Source organism: Deinococcus deserti VCD115 (assembly GCF_000020685.1).
Lineage (GTDB): Bacteria > Deinococcota > Deinococci > Deinococcales > Deinococcaceae > Deinococcus > Deinococcus deserti.
In genome coordinates this window covers 61,121-85,265 of the sequence record NC_012528.1, presented here as the reverse complement: position 1 = coordinate 85,265, position 24,145 = coordinate 61,121, and the positions used below count along the sequence as shown (strand labels likewise).

General features: G+C 61.5%; 17 protein-coding genes and 2 pseudogenes. 11 read left to right on the top strand and 8 right to left on the bottom strand.

Features of this window, described 5'->3' with window-relative positions; genetic code table 11:
* Positions 1-144: 144 nt before the first annotated feature.
* Both DEIDE_RS19700 and DEIDE_RS16380 read right to left on the bottom strand, forming a co-directional pair.
* Positions 145-544: pseudogene (locus tag DEIDE_RS19700) on the bottom strand (hypothetical protein); the annotation flags it as partial.
* A gap of 298 nt (positions 545-842) precedes the next feature.
* The gene (locus DEIDE_RS16380; RefSeq protein ID WP_242403029.1) at positions 843-1,577 is read right to left on the bottom strand and encodes a GntR family transcriptional regulator; all 735 of its coding nucleotides are present in this window, start codon (positions 1,575-1,577) and stop codon (positions 843-845) included.
* Positions 1,578-1,673: 96 nt separating this feature from the next.
* On the opposite strand from DEIDE_RS16380, the gene tcuA reads away from it, so the two are divergent.
* From tcuA to DEIDE_RS16365, 3 genes are all read left to right on the top strand, one after another.
* Positions 1,674-3,203, top strand: a complete 1,530-nt coding sequence (gene tcuA / locus DEIDE_RS16375) for an FAD-dependent tricarballylate dehydrogenase TcuA (RefSeq protein ID WP_012694845.1) — start codon at positions 1,674-1,676, stop codon at positions 3,201-3,203.
* Positions 3,204-3,266: 63 nt separating this feature from the next.
* Positions 3,267-4,214, top strand: a complete 948-nt coding sequence (locus DEIDE_RS16370; protein WP_012694844.1) for a Bug family tripartite tricarboxylate transporter substrate binding protein — start codon at positions 3,267-3,269, stop codon at positions 4,212-4,214.
* Between the two features lie 457 nt (positions 4,215-4,671).
* Positions 4,672-6,294 carry a bifunctional metallophosphatase/5'-nucleotidase gene (locus DEIDE_RS16365; protein WP_012694843.1) on the top strand — a complete coding sequence of 541 codons (1,623 nt, stop codon included), beginning with the start codon at positions 4,672-4,674 and terminating at the stop codon, positions 6,292-6,294.
* Between the two features lie 339 nt (positions 6,295-6,633).
* Here DEIDE_RS16365 and DEIDE_RS19290 read toward each other — a convergent pair whose 3' ends face one another.
* A complete protein-coding gene (locus tag DEIDE_RS19290; protein WP_162485729.1) occupies positions 6,634-6,888 on the bottom strand; it encodes a hypothetical protein in 255 nt (84 codons plus the stop codon).
* A gap of 191 nt (positions 6,889-7,079) precedes the next feature.
* On the opposite strand from DEIDE_RS19290, the gene DEIDE_RS19285 reads away from it, so the two are divergent.
* Complete coding sequence (locus DEIDE_RS19285; RefSeq protein ID WP_041228007.1) at positions 7,080-7,421, top strand: DUF5615 family PIN-like protein; 342 nt, start codon at positions 7,080-7,082, stop codon at positions 7,419-7,421.
* Positions 7,422-7,616: 195 nt separating this feature from the next.
* A complete protein-coding gene (locus DEIDE_RS16340) occupies positions 7,617-8,825 on the top strand; it encodes an MFS transporter (RefSeq protein ID WP_012694839.1) in 1,209 nt (402 codons plus the stop codon).
* Between the two features lie 391 nt (positions 8,826-9,216).
* On the opposite strand, the gene DEIDE_RS16335 is transcribed toward DEIDE_RS16340, so the two are convergent.
* Both DEIDE_RS16335 and DEIDE_RS16330 read right to left on the bottom strand, forming a co-directional pair.
* Positions 9,217-10,572, bottom strand: coding sequence for a TrkH family potassium uptake protein (locus tag DEIDE_RS16335; protein ID WP_012694838.1), 1,356 nt, complete (start codon positions 10,570-10,572; stop codon positions 9,217-9,219).
* A 5-nt stretch (positions 10,573-10,577) separates the two neighbouring features.
* Complete coding sequence (locus DEIDE_RS16330) at positions 10,578-12,527, bottom strand: APC family permease (protein ID WP_012694837.1); 1,950 nt, start codon at positions 12,525-12,527, stop codon at positions 10,578-10,580.
* A gap of 86 nt (positions 12,528-12,613) precedes the next feature.
* Between DEIDE_RS16330 and DEIDE_RS16325 the strand changes: the two genes are divergently transcribed.
* From DEIDE_RS16325 to DEIDE_RS16310, 4 genes are all read left to right on the top strand, one after another.
* Positions 12,614-14,113, top strand: coding sequence for a sensor histidine kinase (locus tag DEIDE_RS16325; RefSeq protein WP_012694836.1), 1,500 nt, complete (start codon positions 12,614-12,616; stop codon positions 14,111-14,113).
* Positions 14,110-14,742 (top strand): response regulator, encoded by a 633-nt coding sequence (locus DEIDE_RS16320; protein WP_012694835.1) that lies wholly within the window; start codon positions 14,110-14,112, stop codon positions 14,740-14,742. The genes DEIDE_RS16325 and DEIDE_RS16320 overlap by 4 nt, the downstream gene beginning before the upstream one ends.
* Positions 14,743-14,855: 113 nt before the next feature.
* The gene (locus DEIDE_RS16315) at positions 14,856-17,420 is read left to right on the top strand and encodes an alpha-mannosidase (RefSeq protein WP_012694834.1); all 2,565 of its coding nucleotides are present in this window, start codon (positions 14,856-14,858) and stop codon (positions 17,418-17,420) included.
* A gap of 355 nt (positions 17,421-17,775) precedes the next feature.
* Complete coding sequence (locus DEIDE_RS16310; RefSeq protein ID WP_012694833.1) at positions 17,776-18,792, top strand: alpha/beta fold hydrolase; 1,017 nt, start codon at positions 17,776-17,778, stop codon at positions 18,790-18,792.
* A 610-nt stretch (positions 18,793-19,402) separates the two neighbouring features.
* Here DEIDE_RS16310 and DEIDE_RS19830 read toward each other — a convergent pair.
* Together DEIDE_RS19830 and DEIDE_RS16300 are read right to left on the bottom strand one after the other, a co-directional pair.
* A complete protein-coding gene (locus DEIDE_RS19830) occupies positions 19,403-19,618 on the bottom strand; it encodes a response regulator (RefSeq protein WP_012694831.1) in 216 nt (71 codons plus the stop codon).
* A 31-nt stretch (positions 19,619-19,649) separates the two neighbouring features.
* On the bottom strand, positions 19,650-20,084 hold the full coding sequence (locus tag DEIDE_RS16300) for a response regulator (RefSeq protein ID WP_012694830.1): 435 nt from the start codon (positions 20,082-20,084) through the stop codon (positions 19,650-19,652).
* Between the two features lie 1,012 nt (positions 20,085-21,096).
* Between DEIDE_RS16300 and DEIDE_RS16295 the strand changes: the two genes are divergently transcribed.
* Positions 21,097-21,744, top strand: coding sequence for a phospholipase A2 (locus DEIDE_RS16295; RefSeq protein ID WP_012694829.1), 648 nt, complete (start codon positions 21,097-21,099; stop codon positions 21,742-21,744).
* 292 nt (positions 21,745-22,036) lie between these two features.
* Positions 22,037-22,522, top strand: a complete 486-nt coding sequence (locus DEIDE_RS16290) for a DinB family protein (RefSeq protein WP_012694828.1) — start codon at positions 22,037-22,039, stop codon at positions 22,520-22,522.
* 16 nt (positions 22,523-22,538) lie between these two features.
* Here DEIDE_RS16290 and DEIDE_RS19420 read toward each other — a convergent pair.
* Positions 22,539-23,520 (bottom strand): annotated as a pseudogene (locus DEIDE_RS19420) (IS630 family transposase).
* Positions 23,521-24,145 lie beyond the last annotated feature (625 nt).

Genomic DNA, 24,145 nt, shown 5'->3' with positions numbered 1-24,145 from the left:
CTTATGCCTGCCGCACCGCAGAAGCCTCGGGCAATCCCTCTGGCGTCCGTTCGGGGCCTACCCTGACTGGATGTCGGAAGCAGCGCAAAAATGCTTCTGCTTGAGGGTCCTTCTAGAATTTTCTGACACCTTATGCCGTGGACCTCAGCAGCTGACTCTTCGAGATTGTTGCGTAGCTGGCGCGGGCAAAGGAGTATGAAGGAGCTCAAGGTGCGTCCAGAAGGCGTCCTGAGCCCACCGCGCGGCCTGACCGAGCTGGGTCCATCCGAGCCTCGCCCGGCTTCGCGCCGTGCGACCCCGTTTGTCGAGAGTCGGTGGGGCGGTTCCCTGCGTGTCATTGCTCACCCATACCATCCAGGCCCGTGCGATGCAGAGCAACCCGAACAGCCTGGAGATTCAGCCCACTGCGGTCATGTGCGCGGCTCCCAGATTCAGCCCGCGTGACTTCAGAGCAGAGAACGATCATTCAATTTCCCACCGGTAGGTATGAAGGACGTCCAGCATGGGTGATAGCCGCCTGCATCCAGCCGCCATACACCCAGGACGTGAACTGTTACATCGAGGCCGCGCATGCGCCAGGTGCGGAACACGTCAGGCGTGCGGCCAGGTGCGGGCTGGGTCAAGGCTTGAGAAAGTGATCGAAATACAACGTCAGGACATTGTGCAGCGAGACCCGCAAGCGCGTGGTGTTCATGCGCATGAGCACGCCCTGCCAGGGGTCAAGCAGCCGTTCGGCGAGCCAACTGGCGTCGGGCTCCCGGGGGAGGTCACCAGGCTCCTGGCCTTCTTGGATGCACTGCTTGACCAGGGCCTACATGCATCGCAAAGCGCCGATCCGTACCTCAGAAGCTCGTGTCTGCCTTCAGGCGGAGCAGGCGTAATCTGAGTAATTCAGCGTTCCGGAAGTGCTGCCGCGTTGCGCGCTCTGCCCATTCCATATCTCCTGCTTGCAGCGCCGCGAGGATCTCTTCATGCTCCTGTTCAGCTTCAGCCCGGCGTTGTGAGGAGTTAAGCGTACTTGTCTGCAGGCGTTCAATGGCCTGGCGCAAGTCCTGGAGCTGCCGGGCAAGATAGCGGTTGCGGGATGCATGCCAGATCGTGGCATGAAATCTGTGGTTGGCACGTACCACAGCTGCAACATCATTGACAGCAGAGGCGGCGCACATCGTTTCCTGCAGGTCAGCAAGCGCCAGCAAATCAGCTTCACCACGGTAAGAGGCCGCGAGCCGCGCTGCAAGGCCTTCGAGGGTTTCACGCACTACGCACATTTCCATCATGGCGTCGAGATTGACGGGAGCCACGATCAGACTGCGCCCGGCCGATTCCAGCAGGCCATCAAGCTGCAGGTGACGGAGCGCCTCACGTACGGGCGTGCGGCTGATTTGCACATGCTCGGCCAGAGAGACTTCCGTAAGCTTTTCACCCGCTTTCAATTCTCCTCGCAAGATGGCACCTCGCAGCGCTTCGTAGAGCCCTGCTGCAAGTGAGATAGAGGTGTCGATCTGAAAAGGAGGCAATGCCATAAAAGGTCCCTGGTTTGATCTTAGCTGCCAGGAGAGTGTTTGTGCTTCCGACACTCCTCCGGGTGTCCCTATTGTACTTCTTTGTATACAGAAGTATACTTCCAGCATCCCATTATTTTGGCCAGGAGACTGGTCTCTTCAGGAGCACAGATGCACCTCAACTCTGATTCACCCTCTGACCAACACACTTTTGACACCGTCGTGGTAGGTGCTGGAAACGCCGCCCTGTGCGCCGCGCTTTCCGCCCGTGAGCGTGGTATGCGCGTTCTGGTGCTTGAACGCGGCCCACATGGAAAGCGTGGCGGAAACTCGTACTTCACCGATGGGGCCATCCGGTTTGCGTACAACGACCTCAACGATATCCGGGACGTGATTCCTCGCATCAGCGATGAGGAAGCTGAGCAGATCGTCATGCCGTCCTACTCCGAAGCGGACTATCTGGGTGACCTGATGCGGGTGACTGGGAACCAGAGTGATCCTGAACTCGCCCGACAGATCGTCACGCAGTCACCCAGCACGATCCGGTGGATGCGGGATCACGGCGTGAAGTTTGACCTGATCTATGACAACCAGTCTTTTCTGAAAGACGGAAAGTATCACTTCTGGGGTGGGTTGCCCGTCAAAACCGACGGCAAGGGAGTCGGCCTGATCGAACGACTCAACGTCCGGGCAGAGGAACTGGGCATTGAGGTGTGGTACGAGTCCAGAGCCACTCGCCTTCTGACCGACAAGGGCCGGGTGACTGGTGTGCTGGTGCAGCGTGGGGAGCAGGAGATCACGTTACAGGCAGGCAGCGTCGTTCTGGCGTGTGGCAGTTTCGAGGCCAGCCGCGAGCTGCGCGCTGAGCACATCGGCCAGGAGTGGGACGCTGCCATCGTCAGAGGCACGGAGTTCAACACAGGTGACGGCATCAGCATGGCCCTGGCCGTCGGAGCTCAGCGCTACGGAGACTGGTCGGGCTGCCACGCCATCGGCACCGACGCAGGCGCTCCCAAGGTTGGAGACTTCGGCAAGCCGGGCGACATCTACAAGAAGCATTCCTACCCTCTTGGTCTCCTGATCAACAAATCAGGGCTCCGCTTTGTGGATGAAGGCGCTGATTTCCGTAACTACACCTATGCGAAATACGGGCGCGAAATCCTGAAGCAGCCTGGGCACGTCGCGTACCAGATCTTTGACTCGCAGGTCCGGCCGATGCTGCGTAAGGAATACAACCTGGAAGAAGCCACCTTCTACCAGGCGGACACGCTGGAAGAGCTCGCCTCGCTCCTTGACGTCGATCAAAAACAGTTTCTGGAAACCATCGGCACCTACAACGCCGCTGTGCAGGACGGAGACTACAATCCAACCGTCAAAGACGGCAAGGGCACCGTGGGAATCACACCTCCCAAAAGCAACTGGGCGCTTGCTGTTGAACAGGGTCCCTTCTACGCCTTCCCGGTTACGTGCGGCATCACCTTCGCCTTCGGCGGCGTACGGGTCAGCCCTCAGGGAGAAGTGCTGAATGCAGATCAGGAGGCTATCCCTGGCCTGTTCGCGGCAGGTGAAATGGTCGGAGGCATCTTCTACCAGAACTATCCCGGGGGTTCCGGCCTGATGTCCGGCGCCGTCTTCGGAAAACTCGCTGGAGAAAGCTCGGCACAGTACGTGCAGGCCTCCAGCCTCGCTCTCACGTCCTGATCTTCTACCCCTACACCAACCGCCAACCAACTGAGCGGCCCGGCCGCCTCATAGGAGCATCACATGACCAGATTTTCCCTTCTCGCCGCCGCTCTTCTCCTTCTCCCCCTTTCCGCTTCTGCACAGCCCCTGACTGGTCTCCGGATCATGGCGCCTGCCAGCCCCGGCGGCGGATGGGATCAGACCTCTCGGGCCATTCAGTCTGCCCTTCACGACACGAAACTTGCCCAAAGCGTGCAGGTCTTCAACGTATCCGGTGCGGGCGGCACCATTGGTCTCGCGCAGTTCAACAACGCCCAGGGTGACAACAACCTCCTGATGGCCATGGGGCTGATCATGGTCGGCGCAATCGAGACAAATAAAAGCAAAGCCACGCTGGAAACCGTCACGCCTATTGCACGGCTGACCGGGGAATATGAGGTGCTCGTGGTCCCTGCAGCCAGTCCCTATAAGAACCTCAGGCAGTTTGTCGCTGCCTGGAAGGCCAACCCCAGACTTGCCATCGCTGGTGGCAGTGCGGGAGGCACGGACCACATGCTGACCGGACTGCTGGCTGAAGCTGCTGGCATCGACCCCGCCAATATGAACTATGTGGCTTACTCCGGTGGAGGCGAGTCACTCACTGCGCTGCTGGGCAACCAGGTGGCCGCGGGCGTCAACGGCTACAATGAAATGGCTGAGCATATTAATTCAGGCAAACTGCGTCTGTTGGGGATTTCCAGCAAACGGCGCATTCCCGGCATCATCGCGCCAACGTTCCGCGAGCAGGGGCTAAACGTGGAAATGTTGAACTGGCGAGGCGTCGTCGCGGCTCCTGGCATCAGCCCCGAGCGCCGGAAGCAGCTTATTGCCACCTTTGACAAGCTCCATGCCAGTAAAGCCTGGAAGGACACGCTGCGACAGAGGAAATGGGTAGATATGTACCTGAGTGGCGAGAAATTCGACACCTTCCTCACCGCCGAGCAGACGCGTGCCCGGAAGGTCTTGAAGTCCATCGGCCTCGTCAAGTGAGATAACAGGCGCTGTGCCTGAGGGCTCGCGCCACGAAATGAGCGCAATCCGTATCACACGGATTGCGCTCAGAATCTTGAGGTTAAGAGAGATTCTGAGCAGGCTCAAGGGAAAAGGACCCCCCGGTCAGACGTGAAGCGGTCGGTGAGTAATCTGCCTCTTGACTGTTACCCAGCATCCCGGTGCCGGTCGCACCCTAGATCGCGGCTTGGCAGAAACAGGCATACAAGCCGGCATACATTCTTACCATCATCAGTTCAGTTACCTGACGCTGGTCCACTGGCCTGTGCAATTTGGGCTAACCTCTCAGGCCAACTGAAAAACCCTTGATCATGGTCACCATTGTGAGCGGCGTGTCGTACGCTCAAGCGAGCGAATACGTGCCCGACAAGGGTCCGGTGATCTCTTCAGGCAGTTCAGCCTGAAAGGTGACGGCCCACCAGTTTCAGGAGGTTGTATGTCGATCCGGCTTCTCCCGCTGACCGCCCTGACCGTCCTCCTCACCGCCTGCTTGAGTGTCGCTCCACCAGACCCGGTCACGATCCAGTTCCTGAACGTCTCTGACTGGCACGCGCAGCTTGATCCGCTGACGGTAGGCAGCGGAACCACACAACGCACCGTCGGGGGCGCCGCTACGCTCAGCGCTTACTTCAAGCAGGACCGCGCCGCAAACCCCAACACGCTGACCCTCACCGGTGGTGACGCCTACGGTGGCTCACCGCCCCTGTCGAGCTTCTTCAACGAAGTGCCCGCTATCGAGGCAATGAACGTGATGGGTTTCGATGCCGACACGTTCGGGAATCACAACTTCGACCGTGGAATTCAGGGCCTGCAACCCCTGATTGACCGGGCGAAATTCCAGTACGTCTCCGCGAACCTCGAAAACCTTGAAGCGAACCTGACCAAGGTGAAGCGCTACCAGATCTTTACGGTGGGCGGCGTGAAGGTCGCCGTCATCGGCATCACGAATCCTGAAGCCCCGACGCTGGTGGCTCCCGGCGCGCTCGGCACCCTCCGTGTGACGGACCCGGTGGCGGCCGCGACGCAGGCCCGCTTGATGGCTCAGGCGGAGGGAGCACGCGTCTTCGTGGTGATCGCTCACCTCGGTGTAACTGGCCGCGATCCGGTGACGCAGGCGCACACCGGTCCGCTGATCGACTTTGCCAAGAGTGTCAACGGCTTCGACGTGATTTTCGGCGACCACACCAACGAGCAGTTCAGCGCCACCATCAACGGTGCCCTGGTGATAGAAAACCTCAGCAAGGGCGCAACCTACTCCAAAGTGAACGTGACGGTAGACCGCTCCACCGGGCAGGTCACCGAGCGCATCAACACCTTCATCGAGCCCGTCACCACCGGGGTCACGCCGGATCCGGCGGTCGAGCAGGTGCTTTCGACCTACCGCACCCAGCTCGCCCAGCAGCTCGACCGCAAGATTGGCGTGGCCACCGAAGTGTTCGCGCGCGGCAGCAACATCGAACGTCTACGTGAAGTGGCCCTGGGCAACCTGATCACGGATGCCTTACGTGCGCGGTATGGCACGCAACTCGCCATCCAGAACGGCGGCAGCATCCGCAGCGCCCTGCCTTCAAGCTATACCCCCCAGGACAAATCCCTGCGCCGGCCGGCCCCCGGGTACCAGCCGGGTCCGCCCTATGACATTGTCGCGGGGGACGTGTACAGCGTGCTGCCGTTCGGCAACACGGCGGTGACCCGCACCGTCACCGGCTCGCAGCTGTACGCCGCGCTGGAGAACAGCGTCTCCGCGCTTCCCGGTGCCAGCGGACGCTTCCTTCAGATTTCCGGCTTCTCGTTTACCTATGACGTCAGCCGGCCAGTCGGCTCACGCATCGTGAGTGTCACCCTCGACAGCGGAGCCCCGGTCCTGCGGGACGCCACGACCTATACTCTGGCACTGTCGGACTTCACCAACGCTGGCGGCGACGAGTACACCATGTTCGCTGACGGGCAGGGGGTTAGCCGGGAACCCGACGCTCAAGTCGTGCTGGAGTATATCCAGCAGCGCGGCACCATCACGCCTGCCACCGGCACCCGCATCCGGGCCGTGGGTGGCAGCTGAGCACAGGACCTTTCTGGACGATGCTCGCCTGGCACGGCATAAGCGAAACGACGTCAGCAGGCGAACGCACCGGGTCTGTCCGGTCCAACATGCCGCCTCACCGCCCGTCAAGAAAGCAGGGAGTGCGTGAGGAAGTCGCACTTTCTGCTCCGACCAGAGTCTGAAGGCTGGTGGCCTTACCGGACGGGTGTGAGCGTCACCGCGCAGGTCACTATGCCGGACACCACGGCTTTGCAGTTGTTGAATGCGGAGGTGTACTTCCCGTTCAGGGTGATGGGTGCCGAGGCTGAAACGGTGGGAGCAGCCGTGACTCCTGCGTGCATAGGGCGAACGGCGAGGTTATCCAGACGGACATCCCGCAGCTTCAGCACCCGCAGGGAGCTGGGGTCCGGCATCCTGACCCGGAACGGCAGTTTTACCGTCAGACTTCTGGAAGCTCTGCTGCACGTTTGAGCCGAACGTCCCGCCGCCCGCTGCACCCGGATGAACGAGGTACTGGTCCCCACCGTTGGTGTACGCTGCGGCCTGCACGTCATGCTCGCTGGCGTTAAAGGCGAGGCACAACTCATCGCGGGCGGTCAGCGGCTCCGACACACTGAATACCGTCGTTAATCTGGAAGCACCCGAAGAGTCGGTACGTGCCGCAAATCCGCACGACCACGAACTTGCCGGTGCAAATAGCTTTTTCGCACGGGCTGAGCATCAGGCACAACTCGTTTTCCGGCACAGTATCCAGCAGGACGTTGAGGTGTTTGAGCGCCTGACATGCTGCCGGCCCGTACTGGCTGGACGCCCGGCTTCGGCCGCAACTCGCTCGCTGGCTCACCCAGACCATTGGTACCGGAGCCTCCAGTGCCAGTGATCTGGGATACCGGGATGCCGCAGACGGGGTGTCTTCCGCGCGGGCTGCCGGAGCGGTGGTCGTCTCCAAGGACTCTGGTTTTCCTGACCGGGTCACGAGCCTGGGCTCTTCGCGCCAGCTGCTCTACATCACCTGCGGCCATACGAGCACCCGGTTTCTGAAGCAGGTGTTCGAGGAGTTTTCTTCGGAGGCGAACAGGCTGCCTGGCCTGGGAAAACCCGTGGTCGAGCTTGGTGACGCGCTCGCCGATTCCGCAGACGGATAACGAGGCGTCAGGCTGTATGTAGGTCTGGCCTTTGGTGCCGGCGAACGTGGAGACTGTCATGATGGCAAGCCTGGTTCGGTCCCCGTTGGTGTCACTCCTGCCCCGTCCCCATGCCCTCACGATGGTGTCGTGGCTGTGCGGCCGGTCGCCGGCCGCCGGCGGCAAGAAGTTGGACGCGTGAAGGAGATGCCGCCTGTGGCGTCGTCCATACGGGGGCCAGCGTGGGCTGTGCTGCTGGCCGATACCTTGACCTGGCTGGCCACCGGCGTCATGTTCCCCTTCCTGATGCTGTACTGGCAGCGCGTGCACCAACAAAGCGCGGCGCAGGCAGGGATGTTGGTTGCGCTGGTGTCTCTGGCCGGTGTGCTCGCCACCCCCCTGGCGGGCAGCCTGACGGACCGACTTGGCAGTCGCGCCACCCTGCTGGGTGGCCTGGGAGCGGCGCTGCTCGGCGCCATGACGATGGCCGTGGCAACGACGCTACCCCTGGTGCTGAGCGGCGCGGTGCTCGTCTTTGCGGGGCAGGCAGTGGTGGGGCCAGCGGTGCTGTCCGCGCTCGCGCTGCTGCTGCCTGCCCACCTGCATTCGAACGCGTTCTCATTGCGCGCCACAGGACTGAATGCCGGCATCGGCGTTGGCGCGCTGCTCGGTGGCGTGATCGTACACGCGGATGACCTCACGTCATTCGCCCGGCTGTTCTGGCTGCAAGCCCTGCTGCTGCTGCTCGCCGGGGGGCTTGCCTCGCGGCTGCCGCGGCTGTTCTCACCCTCCGGGTCCGGTGCGCGTGGGCGTGGCGGCTGGCGTACTGCGCTGCGCGACCCTCGCCTGCTGCTGCTGTGCGCCCTGATGTTCGCCTTTGTGTTTATCGGGATCAGCCAGCTCAACACCGGCATCGCCCTCGTCGCAATGGATGTGCGCGCGGTCCCGACAGGCGTCTTTGGGGCTGCCGTGGCGTGCAACGCCTTCGTGATTGTTCTCGGGCAGGTGGCGGTGACGCGTGCGCTGCGTGGCCGGCGGCGGACAAGCGCCCTGCGACTGATGTTCCTGGTGTGGGTCGCTGCTTGGCTGGCGGTTCTGTTCCTGGGAACCGCTTCGTCTGGGCTGGTGGTGCCCCTCCTGGTGCTGGGCATGCTGCTGTTCGGGCTGGGAGAGCTGCTGATGCCTCCCAGCCTCACCCCGCTCGTTGCCGTGGTGGCGCCCGGGGAGTTGCTGGGCCGGTACAACGCGCTGGTGTCCCTGTCCGGGCTGCTGGCCCGCACCGTTGCGCCGCTTGCGCCCGGCGTGCTGCTGAGTCACTCGTCCTCGTTGTTCGCCGGGGTGATGGTGCTGGCGTGCCTCGCATGCCTGACGCTTCCGGCGCGGCTGCACCCCCGCTTGAACGACGCGGACAACCTGATCCAGTAGCCGCCGGGCGATGAGGTCCTTCCCAAGCCGACTTGTGCAGGAAGGAGTGAGGCGAGTCGCTGCCATTGATCGTCAGTCATTTCTTCTGGGCACAGCGGCCAAGCCTGCCGGCCTCAAGCTCATAGCCAATCTTGGCCGACACGCCTTATGCAGGTCCGCAGGACACATACCGGCAGGCTGACGCTACTGCATGACCTTCTATCAAGGTGTCGCAATTTCAGTTATTCCATGGGTGAAGGAGGAGTGATTCTTCATTCATTTCCTTCGAACGGGCCTGTGGCTGTCGTGACCTCACACCGATTCTTCTGAGGTTTCTGATGATGTAGATGCGACAGTAGCGCGTGGATCCGATCTTTTCATCGGAGCCGCACGTCAGCCACCACGTAGTGACTCAGCCAACAACGATGGATTTATCGACAGGGTACCGGACGCGGTGCCGCTGCTGCCGGGCGAACGCGATGGCGAACGTCAGTGGCCCGATGCGGCCCAGGAACATCAGCCCGATCAGCACCAGCTGCCCGGGTGCATTAAACAGCGGCGTGGTGTTCATGCTCAGGCCCACTGTGGCGAACGCCGAGAACGCCTCGAAGGCAACGTTCACGAACGGCAGTTTCGGATTGGTGGCCAGCAGAAGAAACATTCCGGACGTCACCACCACCAGGCTGAGCGCTGTTACCACCGAGGCGCGCAGCAGGTCCTCGGTTTCGATCCGCCGGTGGAACGAGACGTTCTCGTGCTCGCCTTTGGCGTGAGACACGATACTCGACACCAGCACGTAGAACGTGGTGGTCTTGATGCCTCCCGCCGTGGACCCGGGACTGCCCCCCACAAACATCAGCAGCATCGTGATGAAGAGCGTTGCCCCGTGCATGGCCCCGTAGTCGACGGAATTGAAGCCCGCCGTACGCGGGGCGACCCCCTGGTAGTACCCGCTGAGCAGTTTGCCGCCTGTACTGAGTGGACCGAGCGTGCCGGGGTTGTTCCACTCCAGGACGGTGACGACCACGGTGCCCAGCACAATCAGGAACGCTGAAGTGACCAGAATGATGATGGTGTTCAGGCTCAGACGGTTCCGGCGCGGGTCGCGCAGGTAAAGCGCCACGCCCAGCACTGCCAGGTACCCCAGACCCCCCAGGATGACCAGGGTGCTGGTGGTCAGCAGCACCAGCGGATCTTCGGCAAAACGGATCATGTTATCCGGGTACAACCCGAATCCCGCGTTGTTGAAGGCACTCACCGAATGGAACACGGAAAGATGGATGCCACGGTCCCAGCCCTCCAGCGGCACAAAGTGGACCATCAGCAGCAGCGCGCCGATCAGTTCAGTCAGCAGGGTGTAAATGAAGATGCCTTTGATGACCCGGGTAACATCCCCAAACTCGTTCAGGTTGGCCTGCTGGGCAGTGCGCAGCCGTTCCTGGACGCCTACCCGCTGGCCCCGGAGGCTGGCAAACAGAGTTCCGAAGGTGATAATGCCCAGCCCACCAACCTGAATCAGGACCATCAGGATCACCTCGCCAAGACGGTTGAAGGTGCTGCCCGGGTCGAGGACGTTCAGGCCGGTCACACACGTGGCGCTGGTGGCAGTAAATAGCGCCTGAAGGAGGGTCACGTTCTTCCCGGGAGCGTGCGTGACAGGGGAATACAGCAGCAGGGTGCCCACCAGAATGGCCACGGCGAACGACAAGGCGATCAGCTGTGGTGGCGTCAGGCGGTTCAGGAGCAGGCGACGGTTCGGACTGGTCATGGTGCTCAGCCGCCCACGTGCACGATCGGCCGGCGCTGCTGGTTTGGTTCAGCCACCCGGAGTACCTCATGCGTGAGCGGGGGAATGTCGCCCTCGCCAGCCAGCAGGAAGCGCAAGGCGTTTGCGGCAGGTCCTGTCTCGCTCCACTCAAAGTACACATGTGGAGGGCTGCCGGTAACGTCCCGCACATGAAGCAGCACGGCAGCAATGGTGTTGGGCACACTGCTCCCACCGGCACGCAGAACTGCGTGCCGGCCGATCCGGACGCCCTGGACCTGGACGGTATCCGTGAAGTTGCTGGCGTCTGTGATGGCGACCTCAAGAAACAGTGCTGGTTCACCCTGGGGCAGGTGCGTGTCCAGGCGAACCTCCAATTCTTTCAAGTGGTACTCAGTGGAATCCCCGGCGTGCAGGCGATTGGCGATGAAGCGGACCGGCAGGCCGCGCAGTACCGTTTCTCGGAGCAGCTGCTGGGCCGGCCCATCCAGTGTGACGTGTTGAACACGAAGTTCTGTGGACCGGCTCACGCGCGACGCCACGCTCACGGTCAGGATGGCAGCGATAAACAGCAGGGCGATAAACAGTCCCTCTGGGCGGTCGGCGACGGTGACGACGCTGGTATAGATGAACAGGGCACTGATGACAGCGAACACGGCTGCGCTCCGGGCATGCTTGCGCCGGACTTCGGTCAAGAACACGGCGACAGCGGCGCTGGTCATCAGCGCGAGGACACCTGTGGCATAGGCGCCAGCTTGGGTCTCGACGTTGGCCCGGAACAGGATGGTTACCAGGGCACTGAGAGCAACGAAGATCACCACCAGCGGCCGGGAGGCGCGCGACCAGTCAGGCGCCATGCCGTATCGGGGCAGATACCGCGGCACGATGTTCAGCAGGCCCGCCATCGCCGACGCACCCGCAAACCACAGGATCAGGATGGTGGCCGCGTCATAGAGGCTGCCGAAAGCGTCCCCCAGCCGCTCGTGGGCCAGGTACGCCAGGGCCCGTCCACTCGCTTCCCCCCCCGGTCGGAAAGCGTCCGGTGGGATCAGCAGGGTGGTGACCATGGCCGAACCGAGCAACAGCGCGCTCATCAGTAACGCAGCAGTCGTCAGCAGTTTTTTCGTGTTCCGGATTCGCCCCGCGAGGCGCTTCCGGGCGTCCCCCGGGCCTCCCTGGACCAGCGGCATCACGACCACGCCGGTCTCAAAGCCGCTCAGACCCAGGGCAAGGCGGGGAAAAACGAGCAGCGCTGCGCCGGTCATGGCCAGCGGCGACTGGTACGCCTGGGCCAGTCCGGTTTGCCAGTTTGTCAGCACTGCAGGCTGGGCCAGCACGTCCAGAGTTCCCTTCCCGATCACCACCAGGTTCAGACCGATGTAGAGCACCACAATGGCAACGGCGATCCCGATGGCTTCCTTGAAGCCTTTCAGGAAGACCCCCCCGAGCAGCCCAATGAGCGCCAGCGTCAAGGGGACCTGGTACCCGTCCAGACGCGCTTTCAGGAACGGGTTCTCGACCAGATGTGCGGTGGCGTCCGCCGCCGACAGCGTGATGGTAATGATGAATCCGGTCGCGACGAAGCCGATCAGGGTCAGCACGAGCAGCTTGCCCGGCCAGTAGCTGAGCAGCCGCTCGAGCATGCTGATCGAACCATCCCCATGCGGGCTTTCCTGCGCGACCCGCCGGTACATGGGGAGGGCGCCGAACAGGGTCACCAGGACCAGCACCAGGGTGGCCACCGGTGCCAGCGGCCCTGCGGCGAGCGCCGCGATTCCAGGCTGGTACCCCAGCGTGGAGAAGTAATCCACCCCGGTCAGGCACATCACTTTCCACCATGGATGCTGGTGGTGCTGCACGCGTACGGCAGATTCGTTTTCGTAGAACCCTTCTGGCTCGGACTGCTCAATTTCCAGAAACCATTGTTTAAATGAGCCAGAAGTCCGGGCGGTCGACATGACCGTACGCTAAGCCGCGCTGGGTGCCCTTGTCCTGGCCAGGTGGCCAAGACGCGCTCGTCCGCGCGCAGTAAGCTCCATACCGCATGCACTTCGCCCTGCCATCCTCACACTCGACGTCCCGCAGGCCTTTCCAGGGACTGGAAGTGGTCGCTGTCGTACTGGCCGCACTTGTGTTCCTGGCCGACCTGGCCACGCCCCCCGCACTGGTGGTCGGGACGCTGCTCAGCGCGCCGGTCGCGCTGGCAGCGCTGGCAAGTTCGTGGCGGTTTGCGCTCGGCCTGCTGGTGTTCGCTGTGGTGGCGAATGTGGGAGCAGGCTTCCATCACTGGCATGACCTGCCCACATCCACATTCGATGTCCTCAACCGGGCAGTGAGTCTGGGAGCAACGCTGCTCGTGGGCGGACTGACCTGGCGGGCCCGGCTGGCTTCCGAGCGTGCCGTGCAGGTGGAGGCGGAAAAGCGCCGTGCTGAGCAGGAACGGAACCTGCGGACGCTGGTGGAGTTTGTCAGCGGTCCGTACGGTCTGGAAGCGTTCGTGGCGCGCGCAGCGGAGGGCCTCGCAGCATTTACCGGAGCGCAGGAGGTGGAGATCGGCCGGGTGGACCGCACGACCATGCGAACCCCGCACGCCATTTTTCCTGCCGGGGCCCGGCATCACCTGAACCAGACCCTGCCGCTCGATGTGCGGGTTCCGCCGTCGAGCGACGGATCAGTGTGGACTGCCAGTCAGGAGTCAGACTTGCTGGCGTTCCTGCCAGGACGAGACGGGGATCTGCTGGTTCGTGTGCACCAGCCACAGGTGAACGCGGCCCAACTCGTCGAGGCCATCACCACCCTGCGGCCACTTCTGGAACGGACGACCCTGCTTGACGACCTCGCTGCCCAGCGAGCGCACCTTGCGGAGCAGGGTGAAGTGGTCCGTGACCTGATCTACGCGTTCTCCCACGACCTGAGGACTCCTCTGATGGCCAACGCCCTGCACATGGAACAGGCCCTCAAGGGAGCCTTTGGTCCGTTGCCTGAAGAGTACCGCCGCACCTTGCACAATGGCCTGGAGGCCAACGACAGTCTGCTGAGCCTGGCCGATCAGCTCCTCACGGTCGCCCGCTACGAAGGCGGTGAAGCGCAGGAAGAAGCGCAGGAGGTCAACCTGCGCAGCATCGTCCTGGGCGTCGTGGACCAGGTGCAGCCTCGGGCACAGGCCCGCCGGGTGGGGTTTGACCTGCGCCTTGACAGTGTCCGGGTGTACGGCTCGAAACACGACCTGCGGCGGGCGGTGCAGAACCTGGTCGACAACGCGGTGAAGTTCAGTCCGTCTGAGGGCACCGTGACCATCGAACTGAAACTGGACCTGGACGACGCTCTGATCAAGGTCACCGATGAGGGCCCGGGCGTGCCCTCCTCGCGGACGGGAAATTTGTTCCAGCGGTTCCGGACCGGTGGCGCGGGCGGCAGTACGGGCCTGGGGCTGTACCTCACGCGGCGCATCGCGGAAGCGCACGGCGGCACCGTGTCGTACCGCAGGACTGCCCAGGCGCGTACGGTGTTCACGCTGACCGTACCGAAGGGTGAAACGACATGACGGCCTCCCCCATCCGGGTCCTGCTGGTAGAAGATCATGCGTTTACCCGGGACGGCTTACGCGTGGCGGTGAACTTCGAACCGGACCTGCGGGTGGTGGGCGAAGCGCGCAGTGGCGAGGAGGCCCTCGAGGTGCTCTCCCGCACCGCCGTGGATGTGGCCGTGGTGGACATTGGGCTGCCGGGCATGGACGGCATTCAGACGGCGGGTGAAGTGCGCAGGCATTATCCGCAGACGCGGGTGGTGATGCTCACGGCACATAACCTGCGCGCGGAGGTTCTGGCGGCCCTGGCCTCCGGGGCAGACGCCTACTGCCTGAAAAGTGCCCGGCCGGACCTGCTGCTGCTGGCCATCCGGGCGGCTGCGGTCGGCAGCGCTTTCCTGGACCCACAGGTGGCGCACCACGTGCTGGGCGCGATGCGCACGCCGGGCGTGCCGGTGGAGCTGTCGGCCCGGGAGCTGGAGGTGCTGCGTCTGATCGCCGACGGACTGGGAAACCGGGAAATTGGAATGCAGTTGGAGATCAGCGTGAGCAGCGTGAAGTTGCACGTTCAGGACCTGTTGGAAAAGCTTCAGGCGTCGGACCGGACGCAGGCGGCAGTGAAAGCGCTGCGTCAGGGCCTGCTGTGATTCCAGAGCAGAATGTAGAGATAGGCAACCGAAATGGTCCATATCGCAGAGCTTGACCTGGCCGATGCCCGGATTCTTTAAAAGTTTGAAATAATTTGTAGACTGGATGAACCATGGCTGACCCCCGCAGCAAAGACCTGACCTTCACCCTGGTTGGCCACGCTCACCTTGACCCAGTCTGGCTCTGGGACCGCCAGGAAGGTCTCGAAGCCGTCAAGGCCACCTTTCGGAGCGTCCTAGACCGGCTCAAAGAAAACCCGGACCTGATGTTTGGGCACACGTCTGCAGCGCAGTACGCATGGATGGACGTGGATCCCGACCTGCTGGCCGAAATCCGTGCAGCAGTTGACCGCGGGCAGTGGGAATTGCTGGGGGGACAGTGGGTGGAGCCCGACGTGAACATCCCGTCCGGCGAGTCCCTGGCCCGCCAGGCGCTCCACGGACAGCGGTATTTCGAGCACACCTTCGGTCAACGATCCCGGGTGGCCTTTCTGCCTGACACGTTCGGGCACCCCCACACCCTGCCGCAGATGTTCAAACTGTCTGGACTGGATCACTTCGTGTTCTGGCGCCCCCACCCTCATGAGGTCGACCTGCCGTCCAACCTCTTCTGGTGGCAAGGTCCAGACGGCACACGCGTGCTGAGTGCGCGCGTGGAGTCCTATAACTCCAATCCTCGCGACGTCGTCGACACCTTGAACGCGTCTATCGACTGGCGACCGGCGGACAGCCCGGAATGGCTGGTGGTGTACGGTGTCGGCAACCACGGTGGAGGCCCCACCAAGAAAGCCATCGCGAACATGCGCGCCCTGATGGTTGATCCCGACTGGCCTACCCTGCAGATGGGGACTGTTGCCGGCTTTTTCGCTCGCGCAGCCCAGCGGGACGTCCAGGCTGAATTTCATGCGCCGCTGCAGTACACGTTCCGCGGGTGCTACACCTCGCACAGCAGCGTCAAACGGTTCAACCGCCTGGGTGAACACACCTTGAGCGCCGCTGAAAAATGGTCGACGATCGCGACCCGTTACGGCCGTGCCTACCCGGGCGCGGCACTTGACCGGTCCTGGAAACACCTCCTATTCAACCAGTTCCACGACATCATCTGCGGTACCAGTATTCCCCGGGCGTACGATGACGCCCGGTATGAGCAGGGCGAGGCGGTCGGCACCGCGAAGAGGACGCTTCACGAGGCGGTGCAGGTGATTGCCCGCCACATCGACACACGAAGCACCGATGACGTCGTGGTGGAAGAAACCATGCGCCGTGTCCGCACAGGGGCAGGCAATGTCGTGGCTGATATGGGCGATGGTGTCCCGGTGGTGGTGTTCAACCCGAATCCCTGGCCGCGGCAGGAAGTGATCGACGTCGAACTCAACGACTGGCACGTCCTGGACATGCAGGTGCTGGATGACCGCAACGAGCCGGTGGTGCACCAGTTTGCCATGGGCGAAGCTGGGCCGCCCCGGAAGCGGGCCGCGTTCCTCGCCGACGTTCCCGCACTGGGATACCGCGTGTACCGCATCGTGGACCGGCCTCCGCACCAGCCTGGCGCCGACGCCCGTCCACTCAGCGCCACTGACCGTGTTCTTGAAAACGCCTGGTGGCGTCTGGAACTTGACCCACGCACGGGAGCACTGCGCAGCCTCCGCGACAAGAGGCTGGACCGCGAACTCCTTGCCGGCGCCGCTGCACAGGTGCTGGTGATCGAGGATCCCACCAACCCATGGGGGAAAGGCGACTACTTCCGCCATCTGGCCGGCGTGTTCGGCGATCCGCACATCGAACTGCTCGAAACCGGCCCGGTCCGGGCCACGGTGCGGGTCACCACCCGCTGGGGCCGCTCCACCGCCCGGCAGGACCTCTCGATCTACCGGGACAGCCCCGCCATTCATGGCCACCTGCAGCTGGACTGGCACGAAGAGTACCGAATGGCGAAACTCGCCTTTCCCTTTGCACTGGAGGACACGACGGCCACGTTCTCCGTGCCATTTGGGTACGTCACGCGTCCGGCAGGCGGGCAGGAGGAGCCTTCGCAGGCGTGGCTTGCTGTGAGCGGTGTGCTTGCCAGCTCGGGGAAGCCGACCGAGGCAAACTTTCAGCAGCTCGGGGATCAGGCCGGCTCCATGGCCCAGCGGCACGCAGGCCGGGCACCCTACGGCGTGGCGCTGCTCAACGACAGCAAGTACGGTGCGGATGTGCACGGTGGCGAGGTACGCCTGTCCATTCTGCGCAGTCCGATCTATGGGGGAGGCGACCGCCCCGAGCAGCCCAGGCCAGTGGATCAGTATCTCGACCAGGGCCTCTCGGAGACCCGTTGGGCGTTAATGCCGCACATGGGAGCCTGGCAGGACGCTGGGGTCGTAGCGGCGGCGCAGGATTTCAACGAGCCACTCACCTTCGTGCGGGAATTCGCGCATTCTGGCCGGTTGCCACGCACCCTATCGTTTCTGACGGTCGAGCCCCCTGACGCGGTTCTCGTTACAGCGCTCAAACAGGCGGAGGAAGGTGAGGACTGGATTCTGCGTCTGTACGAGCCGTACGGGCGCCCGGCTGCAGTTCAAGTGACCGTACCGCTCCTCAACCTGTCCTTTGAAGCGACGGTTACCCCGCATCAGATCAAAACGTTCCGCCTGGGTCAGGACGGCACTCAAAGCGAGGTCAATTTCCTTGAGCAGTGACGCTGGACTGTCACGCCCTCGGGCAGCCGAAGACGTGAGCACACGTGCGCCGAGACTGTGACGCAGCTGAGCCTCCACCAGAGCGCCACTTCAACCGGGGTGCTCGCGAAGGCTGCTCGAGGACGCTATTGCAGCAGACCCCTGCCCGAACGATGCCGCCGATATCGGCCAGAGCAGTGTTACCTCGGGTCGCGACCACGCGCCTGTCAGTGGGTACATGCGTATTCTCGTGTTCTATGGGTGCAGCCAGGTTGGGTCGAACACCCGCAAAGAGGTTTCAAGCAGCGTAAGGTGAGGTCATGTCCCGTCCGAGCCAGGATCAGCCTTCCTTCCAGTCCACGCTCCCGAGGCTGACATGACTTCCTGGCCGGTGCAGGAGGGTGTGTTCGAATTGGGTGACCTGAACGTCGAACGTGGAGGTGTTATTCAGGGGGCCCGGCTGGCGTGGCAGACCCACGGCACCCTCAATAGCGCCCGCGACAACGTCATCGTGTACCCCTGCAGCTATGCCGCGACCCATGACAGTCAGAGCTGGTTGATCGGGCCGGGTGGCGTGCTGGACCCGGAGCGGTGGTTCATCGTCATTCCCGATATGTTCTCCAACGGGCTCTCCTCGGGGGCGGCTGAAACCCCGGATTACCCTGACCTGGTCACTCTGCGGGACAACGTGCTTGCACAGTCCCGGCTCCTCCGCGAGATTTTCGGAGTGCAACGGGTTGCCGCGGTGTATGGCTTCTCGATGGGGGCGATGCAGGCTTACCACTGGGCCGCCCTGTTTCCAGGTCAGGTTGAACGGGCCATCGTGGTTTGCGGAAGTGCCCGCACGTCCCTGCACAACAAGGTATTTCTCTCTGGCCTGCTGAGGACGCTTGAAGCCGCACCAGAGCACCTTGGGAACGGGCGGTTCGCTGCTGAGCCCCACGAGGCGCTCAAGGCGTTCGGGCATATCTACGCAGGCTGGGGGCTGAGCCAGGACTTCTACCGCGCGGAACTGTTCCGCACGGTCCTGGGGTTCCCTGACCTGGAGACGTATCTGCGCTCGGACTGGGAGGTGAGGTTTGCTCCGTACCGGGCAGCGAATCTCTATGCTCAGGCTCTGAGCTGGTTTCACGGTGACATCAGCGGCAATGACCTGTACGGCGGGGACCTTAGCCAGGCACTGGCCAGCATCCAGGCGCGGGTTCTGCTGATGCCCAGCGAGACCGACCTCTATTTTCGGGTGGCTGACAATGCCGCAGAACTGCCGTATCTGCAAGCCGCAGAGCTGCGATCGATCCCGAGCCTCTGGGGCCACCGTGCAGGAAGTCCCGCTGGACTTCCTGAGGAATTGACCTTCCTGAGCAGTGCTGTACAGAACTGGCTCGCAGAATAAAGGGAGTAAGTTTCGATGGAGAAGCGAACTAACCCCGTTAAGGGCCTGAATGCCTCTTGGTGGGTGGACAGAGACGGTCACGGAAACTGTACCTGCAGCCATCACCTGCAAACGGTTTGCGCTTTCCAACCTTTGTTTCCTTTGTCTGTATCTGGCGGCGGACTCAGTTCCTTCAGGCAGCGTGGCGAACACGACTGAGGAAGACGGCGGCCGCACGGGCAAAATGGCATCTTTCCCAAAGAGTGGACGATAATGGGCAGGCCTGTGAACGCCACGAAGAATACCAAGACGGCCACGGAGGACGACCGGTAGCCGCACATGCAAAAGGAATTCTGCCAGGTGCGTCATCACCTGCACGGCCACAAGGAATTCAGCCCGCTGCGCTCCTCCTGCTTAAGCAAGAGCTCGCCCGTTCACCTGCCTGTCAACCGATTAGCCTGCCGGTATTTCAAAAAGCCTCCACCTGCTCCAGAACAGCTTCAAAAGCTGGAGACTTTCCCAGGTATGAATTCGCATGCAGACTGTACGCCTGCGTAATGTCGCGCTGGGCGCTCGAGGTCGTCAGCATGACCACCGGGACCTCCCGTAAGGCAGAATCCTTCTTCAATTCCTAGAGCAGTTCAAATCCGCTCATTGCCGGCATGTTGATGTCCAGCAGGACCACATCCGGCAGAAGGGACTCGTTGCGCAGCAGCTGTAGGGCTTTCTTGCCTTCTGCCGTGGTGGTGAGCGTGCATTCTGGGCGGAGCTGCTCGGAGGCTTCCTGCGCCAGCATCCGGCCGCTGGCGTTGTCGCCGATCAGAAGGGCATGGCAGGGTACCGGCATATCATGTGAGCATATGGCGTGAACCCCAGGGTCAAGGCTGCTCAGCGGTTGATGGGCGCGCCACCCGCGTCGCCTGCCAGTACCCCAAGAATGCCTCCACCTGCGCCATAAACGCTTCGAAGGAGGGTGATTTCACGACGTACGAGCTCGCGTGCAGCGTGTATGCCTGCCGAATGTCCTCGGCAGCATTTGAAGTGCTCAGCATAACTACAGGGATCCCTTTGAGCTCCGGACGGTTTTTCAATCGCTCCAGCAGCTGGAAACCATTCATTCCAGGCATGTTGATGTCCAGGAGAATCACGTCTGGCAAGGGGACAGCCACCTGGAGGAAGTCCAGGGCTTCTAAGCCACTTGCGACGCAGGTCAGCGTGCAATCCGGCTGGAGTTCTGCAAAAGCTTCCTGGGCGAGCAGGCGGTCCGTGGGGTTGTCATCGACGAGCAGGTAGTGGCGCGGGGCGATGCTCATAATTCAGGATACGAGCGGGGAGCAGAGGCAGGCAGGAGAACCAAGGTGAGGTGAACACGTCCGGAGCAGAACGACGCAAGAGAGGCTGATTCGCAGAAGCTCTGGCGACAGCCAAAGCTTCGACAACCAATTCTCCCTTATCGAGCTGCATTTTCCATAACCAGCCAGGATTATGAGGGGGAGACAGACTGCGCCTCTCAGCCTGAGAAGTCCTGGATGGCGGCTTCTGCATCCTTTGAACACGTACCGGGTGGGATGTACGCTTCAGAGGAGTCCGGCGCCCACGACGGTTTCCAGTGGTGCGAGGATCAAAATGCATATCTCCCTCTCCTCGTTGCCTCTCAAGCCCTGCGCGGAGACCGACACCTTCATCGGTCACCACGAACGCATGTATCAATGGCACCTTCAGTCCTGCAAGATGGCGAACAGGGGCCTTCCTAAGAATGGCAGGGCCACATGGCGGTGGACTCTCCCCGGTACGATGCAGCCGTGCTCAGCACCACCCTGGTGCCAGCCCTATCAGGCGGCGCACGTAGATGCGGTGGACACAGTTTGGAGCCAGGCGCTGGGCGAGGCGTCGTCAGCCGCATGACCGGAGACTTGCAAAGGCTGACGACACAACATCATCGGGCCAACTTGACAGGGCTCGCGCCTTGATCACCGGGATTCTGGAATGGTGCCTCCGGTCCTCATGACCGTCATGATTCGTAATGTTTCAGCGTTCAGGCGTCACTGAGAGTGCGTGGGCGCATGGCCAAGATCTGACCCCCCATTTCGAAAGGCTTTCCTGGCTTTGAAATGTAACGGTCAGGCTCCCGCTCCCTGACAAGGAATCAAGCGCCTGGCCATATCTATCAGCTGGGCGAAAAAGCGTACGTCATCGGAGCCGCTTATTCCTGCATTTACATAAGCTTCATCATTCGTTTACTTACGTCAGCTAGTGGTATCAGCAGAAAATGAACTGAGTACACTCAGAAAGCATCCCTATTCAATTCCGAAAACAAGGAGTCTTATGCGCCAGGTGCTCTCTGCTGCTGTTCTTGTCTCTCTGTTGGCCTCTTGTGGACAGACTGTCCCCGACGTCGCCGTCACACTTCCAGGGGACTCTCTGGTGGGCGCCTATGCAGAGAGACCCGAATTACAGGATCCGGAATCGCAGGCGATCCTCAGCCGATATGCCAACGATCCAGGACTGGTTCAGGCGCTTCAGGAAGCTTATGGCGAGCGGCCTACAGTTCTGAGTTTCCCAGAGACACCAACGATCACAGGCCAGGATCTTGCTGCTGACCGCCTGGCTTATATCAAGCGTGTCGGCTGGAGGACGGTCACTTATTACAACGGTCAATACGCGAGCTATGCCGGCACCACACTGCCCTATAGCGGCCTGAACTGGACACGGGATGGATGCAGCGCACCCGACGGACTCGGTCTCGGCTACCGGGAAGACTTTCGCCCCGCTTGCAACGTTCATGACTTTGCGTACCGGAATCTCAAAGTCTATCAACGAACAGATGCCAACCGAAAGACCAGTGACGACGTGTTTTACAGCAACATGAAAGTGATTTGCGCCGCAAAATCCTGGTATGCCGAACCAGCCTGTTACAGCGCTGCGTATGCCTATTACCAGGGTGTGCGCGTGGGCGGCGGCGGCAGCTTCTGATGTGACGAGTTCAACCGCCTGCGCTTTTCAGGCCATGACGTGGTTGCCAGTATTGATGCCTGCGTAGATAAGGAACAGTGAGGCCAACAGACCTCACACGTCATAAACCGCGTAGAGTGTGCAGTGTTCCGCGCGCCTCCGCTGATCTCGCGTATGCGCCGACAGGTGTGTCATGGCCAACCACGCTTCGTACTCCCCACTTAAACCGAATTGAGTCACCACAAGGCGAGGCCAACGCGTCGCCCACGCCCCACTTATTCTGCGTCGCCTTATAAGGCGCGCTGGAGGCACTATGCCTACGGTTGATGCTCCGGACTACCTCAGCAACTTAACCGATCTTCTCCGCGAAACCTTTGAAGGGACAGGCGGCCAAGGAAGCCATTACATCGATGGGAGAGGCCACGGGAGCGTCTTTGAAACACTAGATGATCTTGATCATGAACTCGCCTCAACACCTCTGAAGCCGGATGGAGCAACCATTGCGGCGCACACGGAACACATTCGCTATTACATCCACATTCTCCGCCGCTTCATCGCCCAGGAGGAAGATGTGCGACCTGACTGGCCGGGAAGTTGGGAAACCCGTACGGTCACCCCTGAGGAATGGAGCGACCTCAAGCGGGCAATTCGTGATGAGTATGCCGCTGCCATGACGCACCTCCATCAGATTGAGGTCTGGGACGACGAGCCCATCGGTGGTTTTTTGAGCATCCTGACGCACAGTGCTTATCACCTGGGTGCAATCCGGCTCCTCGCTGTGACCCTCCGCCATTATTGATACCTTCTTAAATCGGTCACGCTTGGCTGCCGTAAAACAATCGGGTCGAGAGTTGGATGTACCAAACACGCTGCCACGCCTGAAGCGGTCGTGACTTCAGAGTGAGCAAATCTTTTGGACAGAAATTCGCCAACATGTGTTGCTTGATGTAGGCCCAGACCAGTTCAATAGGATTCAACTCTGGTGAGTACGGCGGCAGATACTTGAGAGACAGACGAACCTCACCGGCGACGAAGGCGCTCAGCGCCTTCGTTTTGTGAATGCTTGGGATCACTGTGACCTTCCCAGGCACATGTCGGAGCAGATGGGTCAGGAAATGGATGACCTGGGTGCCTTTGATGGCGGCCTGATGAGTCTGCTGCAAGAACTGCCTGTCGTCGTGATCGCCCCAATCGTCGACACCTTGTCCCAGTTCGTTTTGGCGTCGAGCACTGGGCTCTGCCCACACGGCGCCCAAGTCCGCGATACCGTGGGTTTCAAACTGAAACCCACTTCAACTAGAAAAGCAAGCGTTTCTCCGTCTTCCACCTTCTTTTCGAGCTCAGGCCCCACATTTGGATCCAGGACATGACCGCTTCTTGATCTTGTTCTGCTGCCCGCTTCGTCGGTTTTTGCCGTGAGAACCCCCACGCATGGAGTAAGCGACTCAGGTGATCCACGTGGTACCAGACGTCAAATTTCACGCCGATGACTTCCTGCACTCGGGGGCAGGTCCAGCGTTGGTCGGGGTAAAAGTGTGGATCAGGCCCTGCTTGCAGCAGAGCCATCACATCCGCTATCTGCTCATCCGGGAGGCGTCTGGGCGGGCCTCAGGCAAAGGTCGCTTCCAGTGAACCTTGGTGACGCAGTCGTTGACGCCATTTTCGGACGGTGCTGGAACCCACGCCGCACAGCTCGCTGAGCTGAGCGGAACTGAGCTTGTCCTCTCGGATGTAGGGTTCCGCGAACAAACGCCGTTCCTCCAGTTGAGGACGGGTCAGCCTTTCAGGCCGCCAAATCTGTGGCATAGCCGCAGGGTAAGCTGTTCCCAAATTACGCAGGTATCAATAAGACGCGTGGGTGCAAAAGCTGCAGTGCGTGAACCTGCGAATGCTTTCTCTGAAAGAGGCGTCCGTGCAACAGACCGTTGACAAGTATGGTACGACCGAGTGCCTGGGTTGATGCTCATCGCCCTTATAGGGCGTATGCCACGCCGTAAACCGTGGCATGCGCCCTTGCTCAGGTACGAGGCGGGTTGCCAGGACAATCAATCTCCTGTCAAAAGGTGTCGCAGGGGTGTACGACTTTCCCCGCGCGGTGGGGGAAGGGCCGTGGGGGACAAACATGAGCCTGTGAGTGATCCGGGGCTTGTGAAGCTTATCGAGTCGGGCGCGCTGCTTCAGAAGTATCCCCGGTTGTGAACCAGCCTGATCAGCTTCCTTTTTCGGATTGCCCGTTCAGCTACGTTTCTGTTACGGCATACCTCTGCGGCGCTGAAAGCATGATCGCTCACGACTGGCGGCCTGGTTTTCCCATAGCCTCGAGAATTTCGACGCCTGCGTTGCCGCCATCGCTTCACGCACCAGGCCCATCTGGTCACTTCAGCCAATCTCCACCCGCGCTCCTCTGAACGAATGGTGAAAG